This is a genomic window from Hanamia caeni (genome assembly GCF_003721595.1).
GTDB classification, from domain to species: domain Bacteria; phylum Bacteroidota; class Bacteroidia; order Chitinophagales; family Chitinophagaceae; genus Ginsengibacter; species Ginsengibacter caeni.
Genome location: NZ_RJJR01000014.1, coordinates 199555 through 223342, shown reverse-complemented (window position 1 = coordinate 223342; position 23788 = coordinate 199555). Strand labels below are relative to the sequence as shown.

At 40.9% G+C, this 23788-nt stretch carries 17 protein-coding genes; 10 read left to right on the top strand and 7 right to left on the bottom strand.

What is annotated here, in order from left to right:
• Window positions 1–379: 379 nt before the first annotated feature.
• The 6 genes from EFY79_RS16755 (at window position 380) to EFY79_RS16730 (ending at window position 6355) form a co-directional block, all read left to right on the top strand.
• Window positions 380–850 carry an RNA polymerase sigma factor gene (locus EFY79_RS16755; RefSeq protein WP_123121876.1) on the top strand — a complete coding sequence of 157 codons (471 nt, stop codon included), beginning with the start codon at window positions 380–382 and terminating at the stop codon, window positions 848–850.
• Window positions 851–855: 5 nt separating this feature from the next.
• Window positions 856–1413 (top strand): hypothetical protein, encoded by a 558-nt coding sequence (locus EFY79_RS16750; protein WP_123121875.1) that lies wholly within the window; start codon window positions 856–858, stop codon window positions 1411–1413.
• Between the two features lie 85 nt (window positions 1414–1498).
• Complete coding sequence (locus EFY79_RS16745; protein WP_123121874.1) at window positions 1499–1978, top strand: VOC family protein; 480 nt, start codon at window positions 1499–1501, stop codon at window positions 1976–1978.
• 759 nt (window positions 1979–2737) lie between these two features.
• Entirely contained in the window at window positions 2738–3991 is a 1254-nt protein-coding gene (locus EFY79_RS16740; protein WP_199727562.1) for a hypothetical protein, read from the top strand.
• 50 nt (window positions 3992–4041) lie between these two features.
• Window positions 4042–5286, top strand: a complete 1245-nt coding sequence (locus EFY79_RS16735; RefSeq protein WP_123121872.1) for a dipeptidase — start codon at window positions 4042–4044, stop codon at window positions 5284–5286.
• Window positions 5287–5509: 223 nt separating this feature from the next.
• A complete protein-coding gene (locus EFY79_RS16730; protein ID WP_123121871.1) occupies window positions 5510–6355 on the top strand; it encodes a sugar phosphate isomerase/epimerase family protein in 846 nt (281 codons plus the stop codon).
• A gap of 614 nt (window positions 6356–6969) precedes the next feature.
• Here EFY79_RS16730 and EFY79_RS16725 read toward each other — a convergent pair.
• From EFY79_RS16725 to EFY79_RS16710, 3 genes are all read right to left on the bottom strand, one after another.
• Window positions 6970–9825, bottom strand: a complete 2856-nt coding sequence (locus EFY79_RS16725; RefSeq protein ID WP_123121870.1) for a sugar-binding domain-containing protein — start codon at window positions 9823–9825, stop codon at window positions 6970–6972.
• Between the two features lie 432 nt (window positions 9826–10257).
• On the bottom strand, window positions 10258–11034 hold the full coding sequence (locus tag EFY79_RS16715; protein WP_123121868.1) for a hypothetical protein: 777 nt from the start codon (window positions 11032–11034) through the stop codon (window positions 10258–10260).
• Window positions 11035–11381: 347 nt separating this feature from the next.
• Window positions 11382–14552, bottom strand: coding sequence for a type ISP restriction/modification enzyme (locus EFY79_RS16710; protein WP_123121867.1), 3171 nt, complete (start codon window positions 14550–14552; stop codon window positions 11382–11384).
• A 202-nt stretch (window positions 14553–14754) separates the two neighbouring features.
• Here EFY79_RS16710 and EFY79_RS16705 point away from each other — a divergent pair, with 202 nt between their 5' ends.
• The 3 genes from EFY79_RS16705 to EFY79_RS16700 all read left to right on the top strand — a co-directional run bounded on the left by EFY79_RS16705 (window position 14755) and on the right by EFY79_RS16700 (window position 16836).
• Complete coding sequence (locus EFY79_RS16705) at window positions 14755–15216, top strand: PIN domain-containing protein (RefSeq protein ID WP_123121866.1); 462 nt, start codon at window positions 14755–14757, stop codon at window positions 15214–15216.
• The gene (locus EFY79_RS21465; protein WP_158605235.1) at window positions 15209–15373 is read left to right on the top strand and encodes a hypothetical protein; all 165 of its coding nucleotides are present in this window, start codon (window positions 15209–15211) and stop codon (window positions 15371–15373) included. Before EFY79_RS16705 ends, EFY79_RS21465 begins: the two co-directional genes overlap by 8 nt.
• A gap of 317 nt (window positions 15374–15690) precedes the next feature.
• Window positions 15691–16836 (top strand): alpha/beta hydrolase, encoded by a 1146-nt coding sequence (locus EFY79_RS16700; RefSeq protein WP_199727561.1) that lies wholly within the window; start codon window positions 15691–15693, stop codon window positions 16834–16836.
• A gap of 42 nt (window positions 16837–16878) precedes the next feature.
• Here EFY79_RS16700 and EFY79_RS16695 read toward each other — a convergent pair whose 3' ends face one another.
• Entirely contained in the window at window positions 16879–18069 is a 1191-nt protein-coding gene (locus EFY79_RS16695) for a toll/interleukin-1 receptor domain-containing protein (RefSeq protein ID WP_123121865.1), read from the bottom strand.
• A gap of 344 nt (window positions 18070–18413) precedes the next feature.
• Here EFY79_RS16695 and EFY79_RS16685 point away from each other — a divergent pair, with 344 nt between their 5' ends.
• Window positions 18414–21029 (top strand): MGH1-like glycoside hydrolase domain-containing protein, encoded by a 2616-nt coding sequence (locus EFY79_RS16685; protein ID WP_123121863.1) that lies wholly within the window; start codon window positions 18414–18416, stop codon window positions 21027–21029.
• A gap of 49 nt (window positions 21030–21078) precedes the next feature.
• On the opposite strand, the gene EFY79_RS16680 is transcribed toward EFY79_RS16685, so the two are convergent.
• From EFY79_RS16680 to yajC, 3 genes are all read right to left on the bottom strand, one after another.
• Window positions 21079–22653 carry a carboxylesterase/lipase family protein gene (locus EFY79_RS16680; RefSeq protein ID WP_123121862.1) on the bottom strand — a complete coding sequence of 525 codons (1575 nt, stop codon included), beginning with the start codon at window positions 22651–22653 and terminating at the stop codon, window positions 21079–21081.
• Between the two features lie 96 nt (window positions 22654–22749).
• On the bottom strand, window positions 22750–23352 hold the full coding sequence (gene coaE / locus EFY79_RS16675) for a dephospho-CoA kinase (RefSeq protein ID WP_123121861.1): 603 nt from the start codon (window positions 23350–23352) through the stop codon (window positions 22750–22752).
• Window positions 23353–23425: 73 nt separating this feature from the next.
• On the bottom strand, window positions 23426–23767 hold the full coding sequence (gene yajC, locus EFY79_RS16670; RefSeq protein WP_123121860.1) for a preprotein translocase subunit YajC: 342 nt from the start codon (window positions 23765–23767) through the stop codon (window positions 23426–23428).
• Window positions 23768–23788: the final 21 nt, after the last annotated feature.

Here is a 23788-nt window from a genome sequence, read left to right as displayed (position 1 = left end):
TTCTTTATCAGTAAAGGAAAGCTTTAGATCCATTTTTCACCATTAAGATTTTCTTACTTCAATTTTAGAAAATAATTTTTATCCGAAACACAATATCAGAGCAGTTTTTATACACATATTCTCCAATGGCCGCCATTAGAAAAATTAGCTAATGAACTTTTTGGGTTTAAACCTTTCCCATTCTGAAGGTTTTTTTTCCCCTGCCAAAAGGGGACGCAGGCGGAACTATCTTCGGCAGACCGTCTGAGTAGTTCAATTAACTACTAAAAATATTTTATAAACCTGTAAGATTTTTCACTAATTAAGCAACCTATGCATTATATAACGTATTTAAAAACGTTATAAAGAAATTCTTAATGACTAAAAAAAGAACGATAGTATGGAAAAGGAATTTTTAGCGCTGGTCCACGACTATCAAAATATCATCTATAAAATTTGCAGGTTATATAGGGATAACAAAGAAGATCAGGAAGACTTATTCCAGGAAATAGTTTATCAACTTTGGAAATCTTATCCGGCCTTCAAAAGAGAATCTAAAGTAAGTTCATGGATGTACAGGATTGCGCTGAATACTGCAATCGCTATTTACCGGAAATCAAAAATATCTGTTGATTATTACCAGGAATTTCCCGAACACCTTCATCTCTCTGACGAAAAATCCATTTCAGAAAATGAGGAGCGGTTATTTTGGGCATTGCGAAAATTGAACGATTCAGAAAAAGCCGTCATATCTCTATACCTCGAAGACTTCAATTACCATGAAATTGCTGCAATAACAGGATTAAGTGAAAGCAACGTAGGTGTACGATTAAACAGAATTAAAAATAAATTGAAACAAATATTAAAATAAAAATTATGGAACTAAATGATCTAAAAGCAGGCTGGCAAAATACGACTGGAGAATTCAAAAGTGAAGAAGATTTAGAACGAATGACCAGAATGGTCAATCACTCATCTATAAAAAAAATAAGAACAAAACTGGTAATTGAGACGATTATCCTGGTATTCTTTTTACTTATTTACTACGATTGGTTTGATGGTGATAAAAAACCGTTTTATGCAAATCTGGCCTTGGTAGTTGGTTTGTTATTATACATTTTCAATGATATTATAGGTTATATTGCCATAATAAGACCTATCAGGGGAGCGAACCTGAAACTGTCAATTCAGGATTATTTAATGAGCGTGAAGCGACTTTCCATTTCTTCAATAATCGTCACTTCCCTGTATAGCCTCTCAATCATTATTTTTTTTACATCAGTAATCAATTTTACAAAGGAAAAAGGGCTGATACTGGTATTTAGTTCAGTGATTGTGTGCCAACTGATTCTTTTATCTTTTAGGATATGGACCAAATGGATTAAAAAATTGAAGCAGCAAGTAAAGGATTTTAACCTTGATGAAGAGGAGTAGTTACTCTTTGCTTCAACGTATGCACAACTAGCAAAACATCTATACGAAAACTGGTTAAACAAAACTTCATAAGAAAATAACAGCTATGACAAAAAGTAAATTGATTGAGATGAACAATGTGGGTATTGTTGTTCAGTCCCTCGACAATGCCATTTCTTTTTTCACAGAAATAGGGCTGAAACTTGAAGGACGGGCAATGATTGAAGGCGAATGGGCAGGGCGGGTGACAGGACTTGGCAATCAATCGGTGGAGGTGGCTATGATGGTTACTCCAGACGGACACAGCCGGCTTGAACTTTCACGATTTCTAATCCCGGATACCATAGCAGATCACAGGACTGCCCCGGTGAACGCTCTTGGCTATCTCCGTGTTATGTTTAGGGTGGACAATCTTGACGAATTGCTATCCAGGCTTGCGAAGCATGGTGCTGAAGTGGTTGGAGAAGTGGTTAATTATGAGAACATTTACCGGCTTTGCTACATTCGCGGGACGGAAGGACTTCTTATCGGATTAGCCGAACAACTCGGTAATCAAACGGCGACAGACGTTTTAGAAAACGCTTGACAAAGCAATTTTGCAAACAACCTGATGGCAATAAAAATCAAGGTTGAAACGGAAATATTGATCATAAAATTTCACACAGCTTTGTTAGGATATTAACTATCGTCTTTGGATTGAAAACTTCTTTCTCAGCAACGGCTCACGATAGTGGACATTGCGCACAGTATGTAATTATATCACATCAATTTCATAACCTCTCGGTTTGGCTGCATGGTCTTTTGCGGAAACTCAGTGAAGCGATAAATAAGATTGATTTTTGTTTCTCAAAAAAGATTTATGATGTTCATTAATGAGATTGCTTCAACACCATGAACATTCCTCAAAAAAATAAAGTTTCCTCCGGTGCTTCGCAATGACGTTCAAAGTAAGTTTTTACTATTAACACGGATGCCAAGCAAAAGCAACCGCAAAAGAGAATTAATACTTCAGCCGGTGTACCTTTTAAAAGTGGAAGCCGTCGTTTTATCCCCAGCCAACAATACCGGTCACCCCATTTTATCTTAGGGATTAGCCCTATTAATCAAATTTTTAAATTTCATCTGCAAAATTTTGTGAGGATGGAATAGATCGTTTTGGAATGGTGAAACATTACTCCGGCAATTGAATTCTGACTCGTAACTTTATTCAAAATCGGGAATTTTAAAAACAATGTCAAAAAAAGGAACAGAGATCGAAGCTGGTAACGAAAAATCAATCCACATTTCTGAAATTATAGAGTCAGACGTACTCTTCAACCGGCGCCAGGTACTTACTATGTTTGGTATGGCGGGTATCACAGCCCTGGCCGGCAACGCAGCCGAAGCTTTTCCCGGGGTTCAGCAAAAAAAACCTCGTATAGCAGTCCTTGCCAGCTATTGGGCTGCTCCACGATCCCATGCGGACTGGATTGCAAATAAGCTGATAGACGGGTATTGGTGGGATGGAGCTTATAAACCTTCACGCGTGGAAGTGGTATCCATTTATATTCACCAGCTTGAAGAAAGCCAGTTGGGACAGAAGGTAGCCAAAGCCAAAAACATCCCCATCTTTAAGTCAGTGAGTGAGGCGGTGACCCTTGGAGGTAAAGAATTGGCGGTGGATGGCGTAGTCATCGTTGCAGAACACGGGAACTACCGGACTGATCTCAAGGGCCACTGGCTGCTGCCACGCTGGTGGATTTACCAGCAGGTTATGCGCGTTTTTGAAGATAGCAAGCGCTCGGTGCCTGTGTTTAATGACAAGCACCTTTCCTACAACTGGAACGAAGCCAAATGGATGTTTGATAAATCCCGGGAGCTAAACTTTCCCCTGACGGGAGGATCTTCCATACCGACTTATTATCGCACGCCCGAGGTGGAAGTTGATATTGATACGCCAATAAAGAATTCGATCGTGTTGGCAGATGCCGCAGATGAGGGAGCCATTTTCCATGCTATAGATGTGCTCCAGTGTTTCGTTGAGCGGCGCAAAGGTGGTGAGACAGGAGTTAAATCGGTACAGTCAATCCGCGGCCCCGAAACCTGGGAATGGGTAAAGCGGAATTCATGGGCATCAAAACTGGTTGAATCCGTGTCAAATAAATTTGAATTGAAGCCGGGACATTTCCAGGAAAACGCCCAGGCAAATACCTGTATCGTAGAGTATAATGATGGAACCAAAGCCGCAGTAATTTCCGGCCATGGCGTTGGCTGGACCTGGGCGGGGGATATCGAAGGGCGTGGTGAACCAATTATAATCTCTATGCTTGGCTGGCCGGGCCCCTTCAGCCAGTATCATGCTTCCAACTCCCAACCCCATTGGATCACAGAAATGATGGTAACCGGGAAGGAACCGTTCAATGCGGAACGGCTGCTTTTATCGACCGGTATTACCAATCACTATATGGATTCGAACTGGGAGAACGGCCAATACTCTCCGTTGGGGCGCCGTATCGAAACGCCATTCATGAACATGACGTATCGTTCTACACGGGGCGCACAATTCAGCAAGGGCGAGCGGCCACCAAACCGCCCTTACATCAGGGGTTTTTCCGATTAAACTTTTGCGCGACAATTGTGAATGCCTGATAAATAAATGAACTGAAAACTATGAAACGGAGAGACCTGATTAAGAGTTTAGCGTTATTGCCTTTAGCCAAAAGTGGCTTTCCACTGGAATCTTTTTTTGCCGGTTCTGTCGATGGAGGCAATCTTCCTTTAGCGGCCAAAAGCGGCCCCATGCCAAAACTGCATCGCGAAGCATTTGTGATGGACGGGCATGTACATGTAATGACGCGTGAACTTTTATTGGGAACAGATATCGGCCAGCGTTACCCGGATGGGACTGTGGATTTACCAAGAGCTAAAGAAGGCGGGCTGGATGCAATGTTCTTCACGGTATATACTCCTGAACAATATTATCCCGGCAGGTTCGAGGTGAAAAACACATTCCGGGTAGTGAACCTTGCATTGGATCAAATAAAAAAGAATCATTCGATGATTGAGCTGGCGCTTACAGCTTCTGATATAGAACGTATCAATAAGAAAGGCAAGATGGCGGCTTTCCTGGACTTGGAAGGCGGCTACGATCTTGATGGCGATATCAACCTGCTGCGCGCGCTGTATCGCTTAGGGCTGAGATCCATGCAGCTTACGGCTCATAATACAACGAACGCTTTCATTGATTCATGCAATGACGTCAGTCGTTGGGGTGGCATAAATGATCCTGGCAAAAAGATCATCGCCGAAATGAACAGCCTCGGCATGGTTATCAACGTTGCCCATGCATCTAACGACGCCATAATTCAAAGCGCGCAGGCAAGCCAGCAGCCAATAGTCTATAGTCATGGTGGATTTTATAGCATTGTGCCACATCCGCGCTGTATTACAGACGAAGCGGCAAAAGCGGTGGCATCAAAAGGCGGAGTAATTGGTATCCAATTCGGAAGCCTGTTTAATAATCCAAAATATTTTGCATGGCAGAAAATACCTAATGAGACGAAGCCGGGAACAGTACATCAATCTCCCTTGAAAACCATTGAAGAGGTTGATAAGGAACTGGCAAAACAGGTTCCATTAAATTTCAAAGGAACCATTCCTGGCGAGTACTGGATGCACGTAGATCAACTGGCTAAAGTGATCGACTATGGCGTCAATTTAGTTGGCGACGATCATATTGCCCTTGGTTCGGATTTCGATGGTGGGCCGGAATTGCCAAGGGAAATTAAAGACATCAGCGATTATCCGCAGATGACCATGGCGATGCAAAGATTGGGCTACAGTGATGAAAGAATAAAAAAAATATTAGGCCTCAACTGGCTACGTGTGATTCGCCAGGTAACTGAGAAAAAATAAGGAATGAAACTTTTGAAAAGGTGTCCTTTGTTCAGACGAAGAGCTCTTGGCCTGTGCCAGATGAAAACCTGCAATCCCTGAATAAAAATCATGATAATTTCTTTTTTTACTGAAGAAATCTTTATAGCCTCTTACATTTATCTTTGATGAGTAATTTTAATTTTTTTCCTTCGCTTCATAAAATTTAAAATACTTTTCTTTTTAAAATATACAATTTCTCCAGATGAAAAAATACCTCACACTTTTATTATTGCCGGTATTGTTTGTTGCAAGAAATGCATTTGCACAAAAATTATACACCGCTCCTCTTGGCATTGAATCATATACTTTCCGAAAAAGTTTTCCTGTTGATATTGTTAAAACACTCGACACGATTCAGCAACTTGGCTTCACTGAATATGAAGGCGGAAGTTATGGAATGCCTGCAAAGGAATTTAAACAACTGTGCAAAGAAAGAGGCATTAAGATCATTGCTACGGGTGCCGATTATAATGAGCTGGCGAAATCTCCTGAAGCAGTAGCGCATACGGCAAAAAGCCTGGGCGCAAAATATGTGATGTGTGCCTGGATACCTCACGCCAATTCAGGCTTTACTTTAGAGAATGCAAAACAGGCGGCGGAAGATTTTAATAAAGCCGGTAAGATTTTAAAGGACAGCGGAATCACTTTTTGTTATCATGCTCATGGTTACGAATTTCAGCCATACCAGGATGGCACTTTGCTTGATTATCTTATTAAAAATACCAACCCGGATGATGTTTCTTTTGAAATGGATATCCTCTGGGTACACTTTGGCGGCGGCGATCCTGTTGCCTTGCTCAAAAAATATGGGAACCGGTGGAAACTGATGCATTTAAAGGATCTGAAGAAAGGAACTAAGAAAGACCTGAGCGGCGGCACTTCCCAGGAAAATGATGTAGCATTGGGGACGGGCGAAATTGATATTCCTGCGATATTAAGAGAAGCCAAAAAAGTGGGAATAAAACATTATTTTATTGAAGATGAAAGCAACCACCCGGGTGAACAAGTACCAAAGAGCATTGCGTATTTAAAAAGCTTGAAAGAATAAAATATTTTCAGGAAAATCATTGCTTCTGTTTTCCTGCACAAAGAAAAGAAGGGGTACAAACGGTGTTTCTTCGTTCTTCCTGGTTTACTTCGTTCTGCTTCGTGGTTTCGTAAGAAGAAAAAAAGAAACGGCCTCATGTCAGAAGGTTTAGTTCCAGGCCGCCATTTATTTTTGGTACAAAAAGTTTAAACCATTTTTCATTTAAATAATTTCTAATTGTTCATTAGATAAGATTTGTTGTTCGTCTGCAATTTTTGGAAGTGCTGCCAGTTTGTTTTTAATTTCCGGTTTCATCTGTTGGTTTTAATATTTTCATCCAATCAAATCCCCACATACGGCAACTATAAATAAAAATGCCGTGAGTAAAGCCTAAAGCGGAACTGGAACGTTTTCAATCTGCAGCTTATGCTATTACACAAAAAATAAAAATCAGAGTAAAAGTTTTCAAAGTAAAAATATGTCGGGTTTGACATCTTTGAAAATTCAAATTCAGGTTATTTCTTCGTTTACTCTACAAATTATTCATTTTGCAACCACATATGTCTTCCGGATTTCTTTGCACCTGATTAGGAAAGGCGAACGGTTGCTACTTTCGCCTATGGGCAAATCTTCCTCTACAGATCTGTAATGTTTTTTACAGGTACGCTGGTTTGCGGTTTGAAACTATTGCTACCCATATATTCTTCGAGGCTAAATAATAATTGTCTTGCCTCGGGCCTTTTATCATTATCGGTAAGCAGATCTATTCCTGAGACAAGCAATTTCCCTTTACCTACTTTACATTCAAATAATAATCCCAACGGCTTTGCCGTAACCCAATCATCAATTACCCTTACAATCGGCTGAAGCCCTTTGGCGACCGAGTCAAGATTAATTGCGTTGGAATGAGTCATCGCATCCCACCACTGCCAGTTACTATAATATTGAGTAGGAAAATCTTTTAAAGCAGGATGCGCCGGATTACATAAAATACCCAAAGTAGTAGGCGGCTGGCCATGAGTCCAGGCAGTGTTCCAAAAAATGCTTGAGAAACCTATTTTGACATCTCCTCCATTTTCTGCTTTTACCGATCCTTTTTCTAAGGTAAGTAAAACTTTGCCGCCTTTATTAAGGACTCGAATCGCGTTTTCATCCAATTGTTGTGTTACTAAAATCCCATTATCTATTTCAGGCAAAGACGCAGGATAAACAAATATTTCCCATGAATTTTCATAGCTACCTATAGAAACCGAAAGCACGAGCCTGGATGCTTTGGTAACAGTGCTTAAAGATTGTTTGATTTCTCCAAGGCTGATTGCATTTCCCAATGGAATATTTGTCTTCGGTAATTGGCCCTGAAATAAAATTTTTCCGGATGCATTTTTTATTTTCCAAACCGGGATTACGTTGTTTAAAGGCACTCCACTGAATTGTGCTACTTCAACAGGCACTGAAAGTTTTTCATTATTCAGATAGATCATTTTTGGCAACAGCGCTAACGGAACAACTGAGTTGCAAAACTTACTATATTCTTTACCGGTAATGTAACCTTTGTCTTCCCAGAAAGGATTTAGAACGCCGACTAAAGCTGTTCCCTGTCCGGGAAAATCATGAAGGTCGAGCAATTGAAAACCTCCAAAACCCGGTGTACGCAAGGCTGCTTCAATATCTGCTTTGTAGCATAAAGCCTGCAATTTCCCGGATGCCAACAGAAAACTATCAGCCAGTCGCCCCATACCGTTTTCAGTCAGTTGATCTTTGAATATTTGAAAATTTTCAGGTTTTAAAATACCTGTATATTCTTTCATTTCTTTAAAATCAGGATAGACACACCATTGTCCTATCTCATGGCTTACGGTAGGATGCTCCCATTTAGAAATAATTTCCGACCAGTTATAATTGCCTTTTGGTGGCTGACCATTAATAATGCTTTTCAGTCCTTCTCCCCAGCGTTGAATTCGTGGGTCTGAGGTGCTGTTATAATTACTTTCAGGAACAACAGGCCAGCCGGCTGCTGTTGTATAAAGGTGTCTTGCATCTTTCTTTTTCCAATAGTTCACAAAGCTGGTAAGAAATTCCTTATAATTTTTGCCTGCTGGCTCATTTCCATAAGCCATCATGCAAAATGAAGGATGATTGCCAAAGGCTTTGACCACACGATTACTTTCATCATAAATATATTGATCAAGCGGCTTGCCATCCCCGATCGTTGCACCCTGGTTAGCCCACGAACTATTTTCTATCTGGAGATAAAAACCTGAACGGTCGGCCGCTGTAAACGCGGCTTCTGGTGGCGTCCATGAATGGAAACGCATGTGATTAAGCCCATAAGAACGGCATATTTTAAAGATGCGCATCCATGATTCCACATCCGTTGGCGGAAAACCGGTCTTGGGAAAAATGGCGCATTCTAAAGTGCCGCGAAGAAAAGTAAGGCGACCATTGATGGTAAACTGTGAGCCTTGGGTTTTAAATTCACGCATTCCAAAACCGACTATTTTCTCATCTGTCCCACTTTTGGTATTCAGACTTACTTTCATTGAATACAGATTTGGATGAAATTCGTCCCATAGCAATGGATCATTTCCCATTGGATAAACCAGTTCAATTTCGGCGCTATCTGCTTCTGTTTTAATTTGCTTTTTTACAGGCTTTAACTTCTCAGAATGAGCATTGGCAGAGGTTGCTACTAATTCAATATAACCGGTACTGGCATTGCTATTTAGACTTTTAATTTTTATTGTAGCCTGCACCTGTTTGTTTCGGAGATCGGGGTACAATTGAATATCGTCAAGGTAAACAGCCGGCCGTGCTGCTACGAATATTTTTCCTATCATACCATTCCAGTTGGTCTGAGTATGGTCAGATATGCTGTGAGAATTTTGGCCTACGTTAAAATCCTTTATACGGTTATCCACCCTCACTGTAATTGTATGAGTTCCGGGAGTTAACTCTTTAGAAAGATCAAAATCGTGTGGCGATCCAAGACTATTCTGCATTCCAATTTCTTTATCATCAACCCAAACAATAGTTTCCCAATGGCTGCGCTCAATAAAAAATTCAATGTATTTGCCTTTCCATGATGCCGGAATGGTTACTGTTTTCTGATACCAGGCTGCTCCTTTATAATATTTTACCGGCTGTAGCCAGAAAGGAACTTTGATATTTCCGGGTTGCCTGTATTTGGCATATTCCGGTTTTAAAAACCAGGATGAATCAACGATACTTCCTGTCCATGGAGTGTTGATCGTAATATCATTGCCCTTGCCGTTCGTTGTCATTGAACCCGGCAGATTGATTTTATCGTCAAGCTTTTTGTCAAACCATTTTTCTGATATACCTCTGTCCAATGAATCAATCTGAAAACTCCATGTACCGGACAGATCAATTTTATTATTTTTTACCTGCGCGCCACAAGGATTGAATCCGGAGACCGCCAAAAAACAACTGAATAATACCAGGTATAATTTATTTTGGGAGAGGCTTTTCATCAATAATTATTTTAATCGTTTTGTCGGGTATTAAATTTCAAAATATCCTTTTACAAAAAGACGGAATTTATTATGAAAAGGTGAATATCCGCCTGTAAAGTTTTTAAGTTCTTTGATGAAATGGGATTGGTCGTAATAAAAATTATATAAATCATGTTTGTAAAAATCAGTTGCTTTGCTGTTTGCCCACAAAAAATAAAATTTCTGAAATCTTGTAAAAGTCAATGCGGAATGATGTAAACCAGTATAGTAGCCAACCTTAGCATTTACGCTGATATACACTACCCTATTTTACAATGCAATTTATTATCACGCAGTTGCAGTAAAAAAATAAATAACGATGATTTTTATTTTGTCCGTAGTTGCAAATAAATGCAAGAGGTGTCATCTTTCGGAAAGGTGACACCTCTGAGGTTCTGCGATTAGTTTTTACTAGACGCATTTATTTTTCTTGTTGCTCCATTCGCGTTGGATATTATATCCATGCAACTTTTTAAATTTCCATGCGCAGATATCGCCAATTTCTCCATAGTTGTCGTCATACCATCCACTCCCGGGAATGGGATCTGTAATGGCTTCACACAATTCATGGCTGCTCGTGCCGGTTAAAGCGTCCAGCACGTTATTGCCACCAAGACAGCCGCTGCAATCCGGGTAAGGCATTACTGCATAGAAAGTAGTATCATCGGCGTTATTATGATAGCCGCAAAAAGAACTGCAGGAACCGCTGCCGCCCATGGAAACGGTAATCCCGGAATCGAAATAAATAAAATAAAGGGTGTTTTCGTTCTGTTTCGGAAACGCTTTATTCTTTTTAATCCAATTTTTTAATTGGCTTTGTATCTGCGTATCGGTAATAGTTTGAGCTGGCGCATTTGCCGTAATGGTGATGGTTCCGTTCAGGGTGCCTTTTCCTATTTTATATTTAGGCGTGTCATATTCACTTAACTCGTTTATCAGCCTGCTTTTCAGAATTGTTTGATAAAATTGGTTTAATTCAGTAGCGGTATCTTTCAAGGTAGTTTCCCAACCTGTACCCCAGAAAATGGTAAATACCTCCACGTTGGCAAGCATTGGCCCGCCGCGGTATGATAACTGAACTGCAGCCTTCTTTTTTTTCTTTTTCTTCGCGATTTCTGCTGACACAGGCTGACGTAAAGGAACTACCCTTATACTTTCCGGGTAATGAAAAGGTTTTTTCTGTTCCATAGATGGTAATTTCAAGTGATAAAAAGAGAAGTACTAACAGATTTATCCGCTCAAAATATATGCCTTAAAATCGTGATAAACGATCGTCGCAACTGCCATCACTATGAACGATGTTGTTGGTATATTCAAAGTTGGTGAAGCATTTTTTTGACGAGTAGAAATACAACTTGCCAATATCCATAAAGTATTTACGAATTTCTGATGTGTTCCCTTTTTAGATATACCGGTTACATTTAAAATTTGTGGTTCGTGCAACAAGAGCCAGGGCTGGAGATTTCAATAATTTCGTTTGTATCCTTAGTAAAGCTGAGAACACCCTCGCACACTTGCTCCGGAAAATCCAGGTATTAACTCTTTTCCATCTCGCCAACCACCTTCATCGTTTCCACGCTCACCGTGCAAACCCGCTTCAATAAATCAATCACCTGTTCTTTATAATCGGCGAATTTGTACGTGTTGAACTTTTCGGCTATAGTCGGGTCTTTTGGTTTTTTTTCTTTGTATTGATCGAGTATCCATTCCAGCGCGCTGCGGTTGCCGAGTTTGTATTCCCAGGCAGTTGATGGAATGCCGTGCAGCTCTGTATTATCGTCTAACACTATGATGCCATCTTCTTTTATTGCTTTCAGTTTTGCTTTCGGATGTTCTTTTGTGGCAATTTCTTTTTGTTGCAAAGGATACGGTTCCACGGTTTCATAATTGATGTGCAGGTTCATTAATTGGCCGCCCCATTTAGCCCATCGCCAAAAGTTTTCGTATAAGGGTATCCGTGGAAATTCTCTTTTTAAATTCAACTCATACTTTTTGCGGTAAGCCGGATTATGCAACACGGCATATACATAATGAAAGATCGCTTCTTTGGTAATTGGCTTCGGCGGTGCTGTTTCTATTTTAAATTCTTCCCTTACTTCAGGACTGTTTGCATAACATACAGGCGAAGCCGATTCATTTAGTTGGTAATGTTCCTGAAATAGTTGCAATGCCCAATCAGTGACGTTGTCAATCCGATTACCTTTTACAAATTGGTAAAGAGGAATAGATTGCGTATCGCCAGTAAAATGAAGATCAACCAGTTGTTTTGTTCCTAACAAATGAAAATCTTTGTTTGCACCAGAAGTTAGAAAGTTAATCAGAATGTTTTCTTCTTTAAGCTTATCACCTAAAATTTCATAGTGATTTTGAGTTAATCTATGACCAAAAATTTTATCTGCATAATACTTAAGCTTAAAAAACGGTCTATATATAACATCAATAAATAAGTCATCCTCCAATAGTGCTTTCCTTTTAGCACCAAAACTATCCTTGAGTGAAGAGGTCCATTTTATTGATAAATCAACTTCGCCTGTTTCAATGCTATTATTATAATGATTAACTAAGTACTTTGTTTTATCTGATAAATTTGATTCTGATAAATCATAAACCCATTCATCCCTTCCTGTTTCAACTCCTCTTGAAAATAATTTGAAAATTGCATTTTCTGATTTTTTCGCTTTTACTTCTTTATCAATAATCGGTATTAATTCGTCCCAATCATTTTCATTTTGATTAATCCAATTGTTGTGCTTATCAGGAGATATTAAATCAAAATCGAGAAGCTCCATTTCTGCTTCTGATAACCATTCAAGTTTTTCTTTTGCTGTTGCCATCTCAGGCCTTCTTACGTAATAAATTCTTGTATTTTCAGTAGAGTAAAAAAGCTTGTTTTTGTATTCAACAACAGGTTCCTCCAATACAAATTCTCTTTTAAGTTCCCGGAATTCCTTTTTAGTTTCGGCTATAAATTTATTATTCTTTCTCACCAGAAACATAATAGCCACACCGGTTTGTATTCCAAATACATTGTTCTTTGTTCCCGATAATTTCGGATTCATTCTTACATCCCCACCCAAATCAATGATATAAATGTGATTAAATTCACTTGCAACTAATTTCCGAAAACCATCAAATGCTCTTCCATCAATAAAGCTTCGATTAGTAATGAATGCGATGATTCCGTTTTCATCTAACCGGTCTATTGCCCAACGATAAAACCTCGTGTACATATCATAAACTACAATCTGGTTTTGGGCAGTTCCCTGTTTGATAAATGTTTGTTTTATCCGGTCATCAATCTGTTTATAAGCTCTGTTTGCATTTTGATAATTATAATTTTCCTGCTTCGCATTATACGGCGGATTCCCAATGATCACACTGATCTTTTTTTCATTCTGCCTTCTTATTCTTTCCGCATTTTCTGCGCTCACACCAAAGAGATCGCCCTGCTTGCCCACCCAATGAAAACCGGTGTTATCCAGCGTATCCACAAAACATAAATTCTCAAACTCTTCATACGCATCCATCTTTTGCTTGTAGGTATATTCAATGTTGAGGTTGGCAATGTAATAGGGAAGAATGGCGACTTCATTGGCGTGCAATTCATTCTTGTATTTATATTTCAGCTTTGCTTTGGGCAGGTAATCAATAATGTCGGTAATAAAAGTGCCGGTGCCGGTGGCAGGGTCAAGAATTTCGACGTTCTTATCGGCCATCGTTTTTCCAAAATGCCTGTGCAACAAATAATCAGTGCTGTGGATCATAAACTGCACGATCTCGTTGGGCGTATAAACAATGCCCAGCCTGTCGGCGGCTTTTGGATTGTAGCCTTTATAAAAGTTTTCATACACCACTTTCAGGAATTTCTGTTTTTCGTGATGATCGGCGATGGAAGCGGCGCGGGCATTAATGGTGTCGTAATAATGTTTTATCTGACCGAGGGTTTGCCTGCGGATAGCGCCGGTAAAGAAAGTATTGATCACTTTATTCAGTTCGCGGGCAATATTATTTTCTTCGTGAAAATGCGGCTCATCAAAGATGGTGTTGAAAATGTCAGCACTTAAAATATGCTGTATCATCATTTCCTTTACATCTTCCTTATTGATCTCAGGATTGATGCTTGCCTTTGCCATTTCCAGGAAACTCTCCTGCGCTTTTTGCAAGTCAGGATTTGTCAATTCCTGTGCTTCAATTATTTCGCGGATGGCTACGGTAACTTTAGGAATATCTTCTTTAAATTTTTCTATGGCTTCCCGAAAATCTGACACTTCAGGCCTTTCATAAGAAAGAAATTTAGTGAGAATTTCATGCAGTTGCTCTTCATCGCGCATGTTGCGGCGCATCACTTCGTCGCCGTGCTGGTACAGAACGGCAGTCTGTGAATCTTCAAAAAGAATGTTATCAGAAGGATAGCCTTTTTCAAATTTTTTGCGGATCTCTTCATCAATATCATCGCTTTCATCTTTGCTTTCCCAATAGCCCCAGTCGTTGCGGATGCTGTCTTTGATGGTTCCGTCGGGCGTAATAATTTTTCCGGATTTATTTTTTGTAGAGATTTCCGGGATCAGCATCAGGTCTTTGCTGCGTGCGTATTCATTTAAAAGATTATAGAAACTATTGCGGATAGCAGTTTCTTTTTTGCTTCCTCCAAAGTGAATGATCTTCTCAAGTTCCTTGTGGTATTGCTGATTTGCGTATATGCTCATTAGATGGTAATAGGATGTTTCTCAAAGGTAAAGGAAAGAGAGTGGAACGGAATGCAACTATAGGTAAAAATGAAAGCGCATTATTTCTTTTTTTACTGCTGTTTCTGTCGAACAGCAGCTTCATTCCCCTCTGAAATGCTTTGACATCTTTCAACTTCAACTTTCATTTCGACAGGAAGCAACTCTTTTGTATTTTTGAGTAATGACCGTTTATACCGACACTTCAGCAATTGGTGGTTGCTTTGACAAAGAATTTCAGGAATGGTCTGTTGCGTTAGTTGAAGAGTTTAAGATTGGTAAAAAATTAATTATGCTTTCTGATTTGACATTGCAAGAACTTGAAATGGCAAGAGATGAGGTGAGGGAAAAAATAGTGGAAATTCCAAAAAAATATCAACAAGGTGTTGGAGTGACGGACGAAACCATTGAACTTGCAGAAACTTATATTAATGAAGGGGCATTAACTATTAAAAGCTACAACGATGCTTTGCATATTGCTCTTGCAACGTTAAATAACGCAGACGTTTTAGCAAGTTGGAATTTCAAACATATTGTTAATTTAAATCGTATCAGACTTTATAACTCAATCAATCTGAAACTTGGCTACAGAATGATTGAAATCAGAACGCCAAGAGAAATTTTAGAATTACACGACAATGAATAAGAATAAAAAAATTGATGCTGTTCAAACGATGAGAAACATCCGTGAAAAGTTGAGTGAGAGATATTGGAAACATCCTGATATTTTGAAAAAAGAAATGGAAGCGATTAGGAAAAAATACGACATCAAGATTAAGAAACAACAAGACCAATTAACTTGATTGTTTTCTTCTCCCCTGGAGATTTAATTCGCTCCACTCCCACCTCATCCGCCGCTCTTCAGTACATTACTTCAACACCAGAAATATTCATCAAAAAATAAAGGTTCCAGCCGGTGATTCGCAATGACGTAAAAAGTAAGTTTTTACTATTGCAGGAATGCTAACAGAAGCAAATCTCAAAAGAGAAGGTTTATGTTCCACGAACCACAATTACACAAAAATAAAAATCACTTTATTTGTTTTTTCACTGGCGGGGCAAAGACATATCTTTATTTCGTCATTCGTAACAATCTTCTTACTGCACTCAAAAAGAACAGATGAATATTCGAAAAATAACAGGATGCGCATTGGTTACCGCTGCATTGCTGATGAGCGGAAACCTGGCAACAGCCCAGTTACCAAATACGAAGCCATCTAATGCCGCACGCACGCCACCACCCACGCGCGACCCGCATACACCGGGCTATGTTACCGCCACGGAATTACCGGATGGCGCGGTTCCTTCACCGGATTCCAATGGAAATTTTATCATCGGGCCTACCCATAACCCGGCGCGCGAAATGACGGTGCAGGAAAATGTGCCGCAGGGAACCATTTATCAATTCACGATGGATTCCAAAGACAGTAAAATTTATCCCGGCATTGCCCGCGAGCCGGGAACATTTGGCACGGTGGATTCTGCCAATTCTGCACGGCTTATAGTAACCACCAGCCATCCCGCACCCTACACCCGCCATGTGGAGGTGTATGTTCCAAAACAATATGTTGCCGGTACGCCTGCCCCTTTTATTGTTGGCGCGGACGGCCCCGACCACATGCTGTTTACCGCTTTGAACAACCTGGTTGCGGAACACAAAGTGCCGGTGATGGTTGCCATATCTATTGGCAACGGAAGGGGAGATGCGCAAGGCAGCGAACGTGGCCTGGAATATGATGCGATGTCGGGTTTGTATGCAGAGTTTGTGGAGAAGGAGGTATTACCACTGGTGGAAAGTGAATGCCATGTGAAATTAACCAAAGACCCTGAAGGCCGCGCTACGATGGGCGGCAGCTCGGGTGGTTCATGTGCGTTGATAATGGCGTGGTATCACCCGGAATGGTATCATCGCGTACTTACTTATTCCGGAACCTACATCAACCAGCAGTGGCCCTATAACCCTGCAACACCGCATGGCGCATGGGAATTTCATGAACACCTGATTCCTGGAAGCGTTGCAAAGCCGATACGTATCTGGATGGAAGTGGGCGACCGCGATCTGTATAATCCAAATGTGATGCGCGACAACATGCACGATTGGGTAGTGGCCAATGAAAACATGGCCAGGATGCTTGCTGACAAGGGCTATAGTTACCAGTTTATTTTCGCGCGCAATGCCGGGCATGTGGATCATAAAGTGAAACAACAAACCTTGCCGGAAGCGCTGGAATGGCTGTGGAAGGGGTATGAGGCAAAGACGGAATAGGAGTTAGGAATTATGAATTATGAGTTATGAGTTATGAGTTATCTATTCAGCTTTGCTAAACGTAAATGCATATTCAAAAGGCTGCAATTCTAATCCATAGCTAAGCGCGGTTGCTTTGTTTTGCAGCACTTTAATAACGGCTGTTTTATCATCTGTCAAATGCAGGGTAACAGAGGCCCGGATGGATTTATTGGAACCCGCATTCATCACAGTATCCCCAGCCTTTCCCCCACCCTGCTCATCTTCTTTTAAAATTTTATACGCCTGTGAACCGATGGAAATATCTTCCACCTCGAGTTTCATGTTATCTTTTAGCGCGCAGGAGGCACATCCTGCAAAGCCATTAAAGACGGTCAGAAAAGAAGTATCGTTGGCTTTGAAATAATAAAATTGCACGTAGCTGCGTATGCTTACTTTTCCATCACCCAGCGCCTGAATCTTCAAATATCCTTTGTGCGATTTAGCTTTTGGCGCTACATCTGCCAATTGCCAGTTGCCTTCAAATGCTTCAATTAAATGTACAGGCGTATTGGTTTTATTGACAGGCCTTGAAGCAATTGAGTTTTTTTCACTTGCTTTTTTTGTTGCCAGGGGCTCGTTTGTGATTTCTTCTTTTGTTTCAGCGGCAGGTATTTCAACATTTATTTTATTACTATCAACAGCAATTTCCGTGGCAACTTTTTTCTCACCCGGTATTTTTTTATTACTTACAAAATACAGAATGGAAGCCGCTATGATAATTAGGACGCCAATAGCCGCTGCTATCAGTTTTGCATATTTTTTATAAAATGATTTGCCCGAAATGCTATTTGCGCCGGCCTCACCTGTCGTAAATGCGGTGCCATTTTTCTTAGTCCTCAGCTCACTGAGTAATTGGCTAAGCCCGTCTTCATAATTTTTTTCGAAGTCAATATGCTGTATCCGTTGCAGGCGAAAAGGCGTTTTGCTATCATGAACAATGAGCGGTATCACCTTTTTCTTTTGCTCCAATGCATAATATACTTCATCAAGTACATTATTGGATTCTACTGACTTTGCTGTTTCAATATATAGCAGGCAATCGCAGGTTTCCAGCGCTTTTTCTACTTCAAGGTCCCACTCCGTTCCTGCTTTTATATCTTCCTGGTCTATCCACACATCATAGCCTTGTTTTTTGAGGTCGATGGCCAGTTTCAGCGCGAAGTCTGAGCCATCAATTCTTGAATAGCTAAAGAAGATTTTTTGTACACTCATTGCTTATGGATAGGTGGAAATAAAGCTAAATATAAACGAAAAATATTATTTTATAATCTCATGAATGGCGGTATTCATGAACCTCAATTACGGTTCACAAAATCAGCCGCTACACAAAATATTTTCGTTGATGGAGCATTCCCAGACAGGCCGATTGATGAATACTTGTTCCAAACAGAAAATAAAAAATCGCCTTATTTTTCTTTTCACTGGCAGGTAAAGGTGATTCGGTTTAACTTTGCACCTTTTAGGCATTGAGTATCAATTTGCCAATTTGTCCATAAGGATTGGCATGAAATAAGCTACATCCGTATCAGATGACGAGGCAGAATTAAACAAAAGGAATGACAACTGAACATCAGCGGCTTCAAAATAATTTACAGAAAAAAGTGCCCCTCGAAAAATGGGGGCCTTATGTAAGCGAAAGACAATGGGCTACCGTACGCGAAGATTATTCATACACCAATGACGCATGGAATTATTTTCCCTTCGACCAGGCGCATTACAGGGCCTACCTGTGGGGCGAGGATGGTATCGCCGGTATTTCCGACTACTTTCAAAATCTTTGTTTTGCCCTGGCATTGTGGAATGGCAAAGACCATATTTTGAAAGAGCGCCTTTTTGGCCTGGGCAACCGCCAGGGCAACCACGGAGAGGATGTAAAGGAATTATATTATTATCTCGATAATATTCCTACCCACTATTACATGGAATTTCTTTATAAATACCCTCAACAGGAATTCCCCTATGATGAGCTTAGAAATGTGAACAAAGACCGCTCAAGAAATGATTCTGAATATGAAATTCTTGATACGGGTGTTTTTTCTGAAAATGAATATTTTGACGTGAGCGTTACTTACGCAAAAGAAGATTCGCAGGATATCTTTGCCAGGATTGATATTAAAAACCAGTTTTCAGAAGCCGCGCCGCTCACGGTATTGCCAACACTTTGGTTTTATAACCGCAGCAGTAACCAGCAGTTAGAGGAAAAACCGGTGATCACCTATATCAATCCAAATAAAGTAAAGGCATCACATCAAAGGCTGGGCAGTTATTATTTATATTTCCAGGCGCCGGAATTGCTATTATTTACCGACAACGAAACTAATTTAAAAAAAGTAACCGGCCAGCCCAACCAAACGCCATTTGTAAAAGACGCTTTTCACAAAGCTATCATTCACAAAAGAAACATTGAAGCGCTGAGCGAAAGAAAATACGGAACAAAATTTTCACCGGTATATGAAATGACTGTGGAAGCGGGCGAAACTAAAACCATTTATTTAAGATTGTCTGATAAGGATTTGGAGAATGGCTTCGAAGAGGGTTTTGAAAAAATATTTGCAACCCGCAAAAAGGAAGCGGATGAGTTTTATGATGAAATTCTTCCGAAAAACATTACTGAGGATTACAAAAATATTCAGCGGCAGGCGCTGGCAGGCATGCTGTGGAGCAAGCAATATTATCATTTTGATGTAGAAAGGTGGTTAACCACCAGCGATGGCATAACGCCGGTAAATGATTTTAAGCTTCATGGCAGAAACCACGACTGGAAGCATTTGAAAAACCAGGATATCATCCTAATGCCTGATAAATGGGAATATCCATGGTATGCCGCCTGGGATTTGGGATTTCACTGCATCCCCATGGCCATGATGGATCCTAATTTTGCGAAACACCAGCTCTTGCTCATCATGCGCGAATGGTATATGAAGCCTGATGGCCAGCTTCCCGCCTACGAATGGCACCTCGGCGATGTGAACCCGCCCGTGCAGGCGTGGGCCGCCCTACAGGTGTTCCGCACCGAATACCAGCAAACAGGAAAAAAAGACATCACCTTTCTCAAAAAAATATTCCACAAGCTAATCATCAATTTTACCTGGTGGATAAACCGTAAAGATGAAAGCGGAAATAATATCTTTCATGGCGGATTTCTTGGTCTTGACAATATCGGCATTTTCAACCGCAGCATAGAAATACCCGGCAAACGCAGGCTGGAACAGGCGGATGGCACAAGCTGGATGGGGATGTATGCACTGAACATGATGGATATGGCGCTGGAAATTGCTGTGGAGGACAATTCATTTGAAGATGCTGCTACCAAGTTTTTTGAGCATTTTGTGCTGATTGCAGAAGCGCTTAATATTTATGGATTGTGGAACGATGAAGACAAGTTTTTTTATGATGCGCTTTCCCTGCCCGGTGGCGAGGTGATACAATTACGCATTCAATCGATTGTAGGGCTTACCACGCTTTTTGCCGTATCCACCATTCAAAAGAAAGTAAGGGATCAACTGGCCGATTTCAAAAAAAGAACGAATTGGTTTGAAAATTACCGCAAGAAAAATAATAAATTCTGGCCTAATGAAGAACGGACAGATGGCAACGATATCCTGTTGTCGCTGGTGCAGCAGGATCGGTTAAAGAGTATTCTCAAACATTTGTTGAATGAAGAGGAATTTCTTTCGCCCGGCGGCATTCGCGCGTTATCCAAATTTCATGAAAAGAATCCTTACGCAGTAACGATTGATGAAGTAGAATACGGAATTCAATACGACCCGGGGGATTCCATCTCCAATCTTTTTGGTGGAAATTCAAACTGGCGTGGGCCGGTGTGGGTACCGATTAATTACATTATCATCCAGGCCATAAGGAAATATGGGGCATTTTACGGAGATGAACTGGTGGTGGAATGCCCGACCGGTTCCGGAAATTTAATGAACCTGAAGCAGGTAGCTGACGAGTTGACGCGAAGAGTAATCAGCCTTTTTGAAAAAGATAATGAAGGCAAAAGAAGAATATTTGGTGAATACAATTGGTTTTACCAAAAACCCGAAAACCAGCACTTGTTTCAATTCTTCGAATATTTTCATGGCAACAGCGGCAAAGGACTTGGCGCCAGCCATCAAACCGGGTGGACAGCGCTGGTGGCAAGCCTTATCAATGAATTGGCAAAAAATTGATATGGTCCAAAATACGATAATGAATATTACGTGTTTGCTCTGCTAATGATTATTTCGACATGATTTTATCCAAAGCGAGATACCGGTCGCGGTGCTGTTCTTTTTGGGCTTCCGTATTTGCATTGATATGCATCACTTCAGCGGGGCCGCCGCTTTTCACCGCCGGCCACCAGGGTACGCCAAGGCCATTGGGATTCCCCGTTTTAATAAAATTGGCAAAAAAGCCCTGGAAAATTTCGGAGATTTTATAATCTACAGGCTGCCAATCGTAAACCCGGTTGGTTGGTAAATTGCCCATAGCATATTCGATGTCGGCTGAATGAACAGCTCCGGTAGCGGGTTTGTAATTTTGGTTTTCTTTTTCATCGCGCAATGCGGGCCGCGGATGAGCATAAAAATAGCGATATACCGGTTGATTGCTTGTCTGGCTCTGCATATCAGACCACTTCCAGGTGCCATAAGCAATAAATAATGCCCCGGCCAAATCGGTTCCTGCTTCCTTCACAGATTCGCTGTCAGACACCTTGTAGGCCCTTAAAATTTCGCCGGCATTTTCACCAAACCTTTTTTGAACGGCGCTATTAAAATTCTCTACAGTTGGTGCTTTGCCCTGCAACAGATTGGCATAATTTCCTTCCGCGGAATTCCAGCCAACAAGTAAAGGAACTTTGGCCTGTTCACCCGCAGCATAAATTTCGATCGGTGGCTTTGGGAAAAAGTAGCCATCCACATCTACAGAAAATCTACCGCTGCCCGGCTTCATGCTTTCATCCAGCAACTTATCAGCAGGGACGTTTCTTAATTCTGCTATGGTAGCCGCACCGATTTTTTTACCAAAATCTTCACCGGTTTTTTCAGCGGCAGAGAGAGACACGGTTGAATTTTTGCCAAGCAATGAGCCGCTTTCGCCTATCGCTCCCGCAATGATATTTTTTGAAAGAGGCGAAGCCATCTGCGCGCTCACAGAAAATGAGCCCGCCGATTCACCAGCAATTGTTATTTTATTCGGGTCGCCGCCAAACGCGCTGATATTTTGCTGCACCCATTTTAAAGCTGCAGCCTGGTCCAAAAGGCCATAATTTCCGGAAGCATGATGAGGAGACTCTTTCGTAAGTTCAGGATGAGCCATAAAACCAAAAATTCCCAGCCGGTAATTTACTGTGACAGCTACAATTCCCCGGCGGGCCATGCTTTCGCCATCATACCGGTACTCCGAGCTTCCGCCTGCAATAAAGCCGCCGCCATAAAAATATACCAGCACCGGAAGGCGGTCTTTTGCTGACTTCGCCGGCGTCCATATATTTAGATACAGGCAATCTTCGCTCGCACTGTCTGAGCGGAATTTCATATCCGTAAAAATAAATTTTTGCATAGGCCTTGGCCCAAATTTATCTGCCTTTCTCACGCCATTCCAGTTCGGAAAAGGTTGTGGCGCTTTCCATCTTAAGTCGCCCACAGGTGGTTTGGCAAAAGGAACGCCTTTAAAAACAGATACGCCTGATTCGCTAACGCCCTCAAGCAGGCCATTAGCCACTCTCACTTGTAACAAGGTTGACTTCATTTCCTGCGCATGGCTATAAAAATAAAAGAAAACAAAAGAAGAAAGGATAAAGAGCTTTTTCATAATTGAACTATAAATTATCGAATGAAGGTAATTTACAAAAACGAAAATAAAAATGCTGATTATTTGCTGCTTTACTCCGGTGGGTATGGGGAAGAATTATAGAGCTGCAGTTTCCCTGCTTTCTTTCAAAAATTCTTCATGTAGTTGCAACACTTGTGGAATCAGCATTTCCCGTTCATCGTTCACGATAACATAATCGCATAAACGTAATTTTTCTTCTTCATCCATCTGCAGGCTGATGCGCTGCAATACTTGTTCGCGGGTAAGATTATTGCGGTGCATGGTGCGTTCAATTCTTAATTCAAGAGGGCAACTTACGCCGATTATTTTATCAAGCATTTTATCGGAACCGCTTTCAAAAATGAGCGCGGCTTCTTTTATCACATAAGGCGCGGTTTGTTGTTTTATCCATTCTTCTGCGTCTCTGATGGTAGCAGGATGCACAATCGAATTGAGCAACGAGGTTTTTTGTTCGTTATTAAAAACCTGTGCGGCTACATATTTTCTATCAATCTTTCCCTCTGCGTAGGAGGCTTCACCAAAATTTTCAATTATCTGTTTCTTAAGGAGGGCGTCTTCAGACATAAGCCTTTTTGCCGCGCTGTCTGCATCATACACAGGAATGCCCAATACGGAAAATATTTGAGCAACGGTGCTTTTGCCACTGCCAATACCACCCGTAATTCCTATTCGAAGCATTGGATGATGATAAAGATTGAATGATGGAAAATAAAAAAGCGCCGGAATTAAAAAGATCCCGGCGCTTATTCAATTATTTTATGGGAGCGGCGGTAGCTACCTTATTCAGGTTGGCAGTCATTTCCATGCTCACAGCGCTTTTTTCCATTTTAATATAAGAGCCCGGATTTATTTCCAGCATAAAAGTTCCGTCCTCATTTATTTTATTGATTGTGCCATGTATGCCTGCAATCGTAACTATCTTATCGCCCTTTTGCAAATTAGACATGAACGTCTTTTGTTGTTTTGCTTTTTTTGCCTGTGGCCTAATCATAAACAGCCAGAAAACGAGGATCATTAATCCCAGAAATACAAATTGAAATCCTCCGCCGCCTTGACCCTGCCCTGCCATCAAAAATACTGTTGCTAAATTCATTTTTTTTGTTTGTTTACTGTT

What these genes read in the sequence shown, in the direction of transcription:
- EFY79_RS16755 (WP_123121876.1), top strand. Translation starts at nt 380, where the DNA reads ATGGAAAAGGAATTTTTAGCGCTGGTCCACGACTATCAAAATATCATC.
- EFY79_RS16750 (WP_123121875.1), top strand. Translation starts at nt 856, where the DNA reads ATGGAACTAAATGATCTAAAAGCAGGCTGGCAAAATACGACTGGAGAA.
- EFY79_RS16745 (WP_123121874.1), top strand. Translation starts at nt 1,499, where the DNA reads ATGACAAAAAGTAAATTGATTGAGATGAACAATGTGGGTATTGTTGTT.
- EFY79_RS16740 (WP_199727562.1), top strand. Translation starts at nt 2,738, where the DNA reads ATGGCGGGTATCACAGCCCTGGCCGGCAACGCAGCCGAAGCTTTTCCC.
- EFY79_RS16735 (WP_123121872.1), top strand. Translation starts at nt 4,042, where the DNA reads ATGAAACGGAGAGACCTGATTAAGAGTTTAGCGTTATTGCCTTTAGCC.
- EFY79_RS16730 (WP_123121871.1), top strand. Translation starts at nt 5,510, where the DNA reads ATGAAAAAATACCTCACACTTTTATTATTGCCGGTATTGTTTGTTGCA.
- EFY79_RS16725 (WP_123121870.1), bottom strand. Translation starts at nt 9,825, where the DNA reads ATGAAAAGCCTCTCCCAAAATAAATTATACCTGGTATTATTCAGTTGT.
- EFY79_RS16715 (WP_123121868.1), bottom strand. Translation starts at nt 11,034, where the DNA reads ATGGAACAGAAAAAACCTTTTCATTACCCGGAAAGTATAAGGGTAGTT.
- EFY79_RS16710 (WP_123121867.1), bottom strand. Translation starts at nt 14,552, where the DNA reads ATGAGCATATACGCAAATCAGCAATACCACAAGGAACTTGAGAAGATC.
- EFY79_RS16705 (WP_123121866.1), top strand. Translation starts at nt 14,755, where the DNA reads ATGACCGTTTATACCGACACTTCAGCAATTGGTGGTTGCTTTGACAAA.
- EFY79_RS21465 (WP_158605235.1), top strand. Translation starts at nt 15,209, where the DNA reads ATGAATAAGAATAAAAAAATTGATGCTGTTCAAACGATGAGAAACATC.
- EFY79_RS16700 (WP_199727561.1), top strand. Translation starts at nt 15,691, where the DNA reads ATGAATATTCGAAAAATAACAGGATGCGCATTGGTTACCGCTGCATTG.
- EFY79_RS16695 (WP_123121865.1), bottom strand. Translation starts at nt 18,069, where the DNA reads ATGAGTGTACAAAAAATCTTCTTTAGCTATTCAAGAATTGATGGCTCA.
- EFY79_RS16685 (WP_123121863.1), top strand. Translation starts at nt 18,414, where the DNA reads ATGACAACTGAACATCAGCGGCTTCAAAATAATTTACAGAAAAAAGTG.
- EFY79_RS16680 (WP_123121862.1), bottom strand. Translation starts at nt 22,653, where the DNA reads ATGAAAAAGCTCTTTATCCTTTCTTCTTTTGTTTTCTTTTATTTTTAT.
- coaE (WP_123121861.1), bottom strand. Translation starts at nt 23,352, where the DNA reads ATGCTTCGAATAGGAATTACGGGTGGTATTGGCAGTGGCAAAAGCACC.
- yajC (WP_123121860.1), bottom strand. Translation starts at nt 23,767, where the DNA reads ATGAATTTAGCAACAGTATTTTTGATGGCAGGGCAGGGTCAAGGCGGC.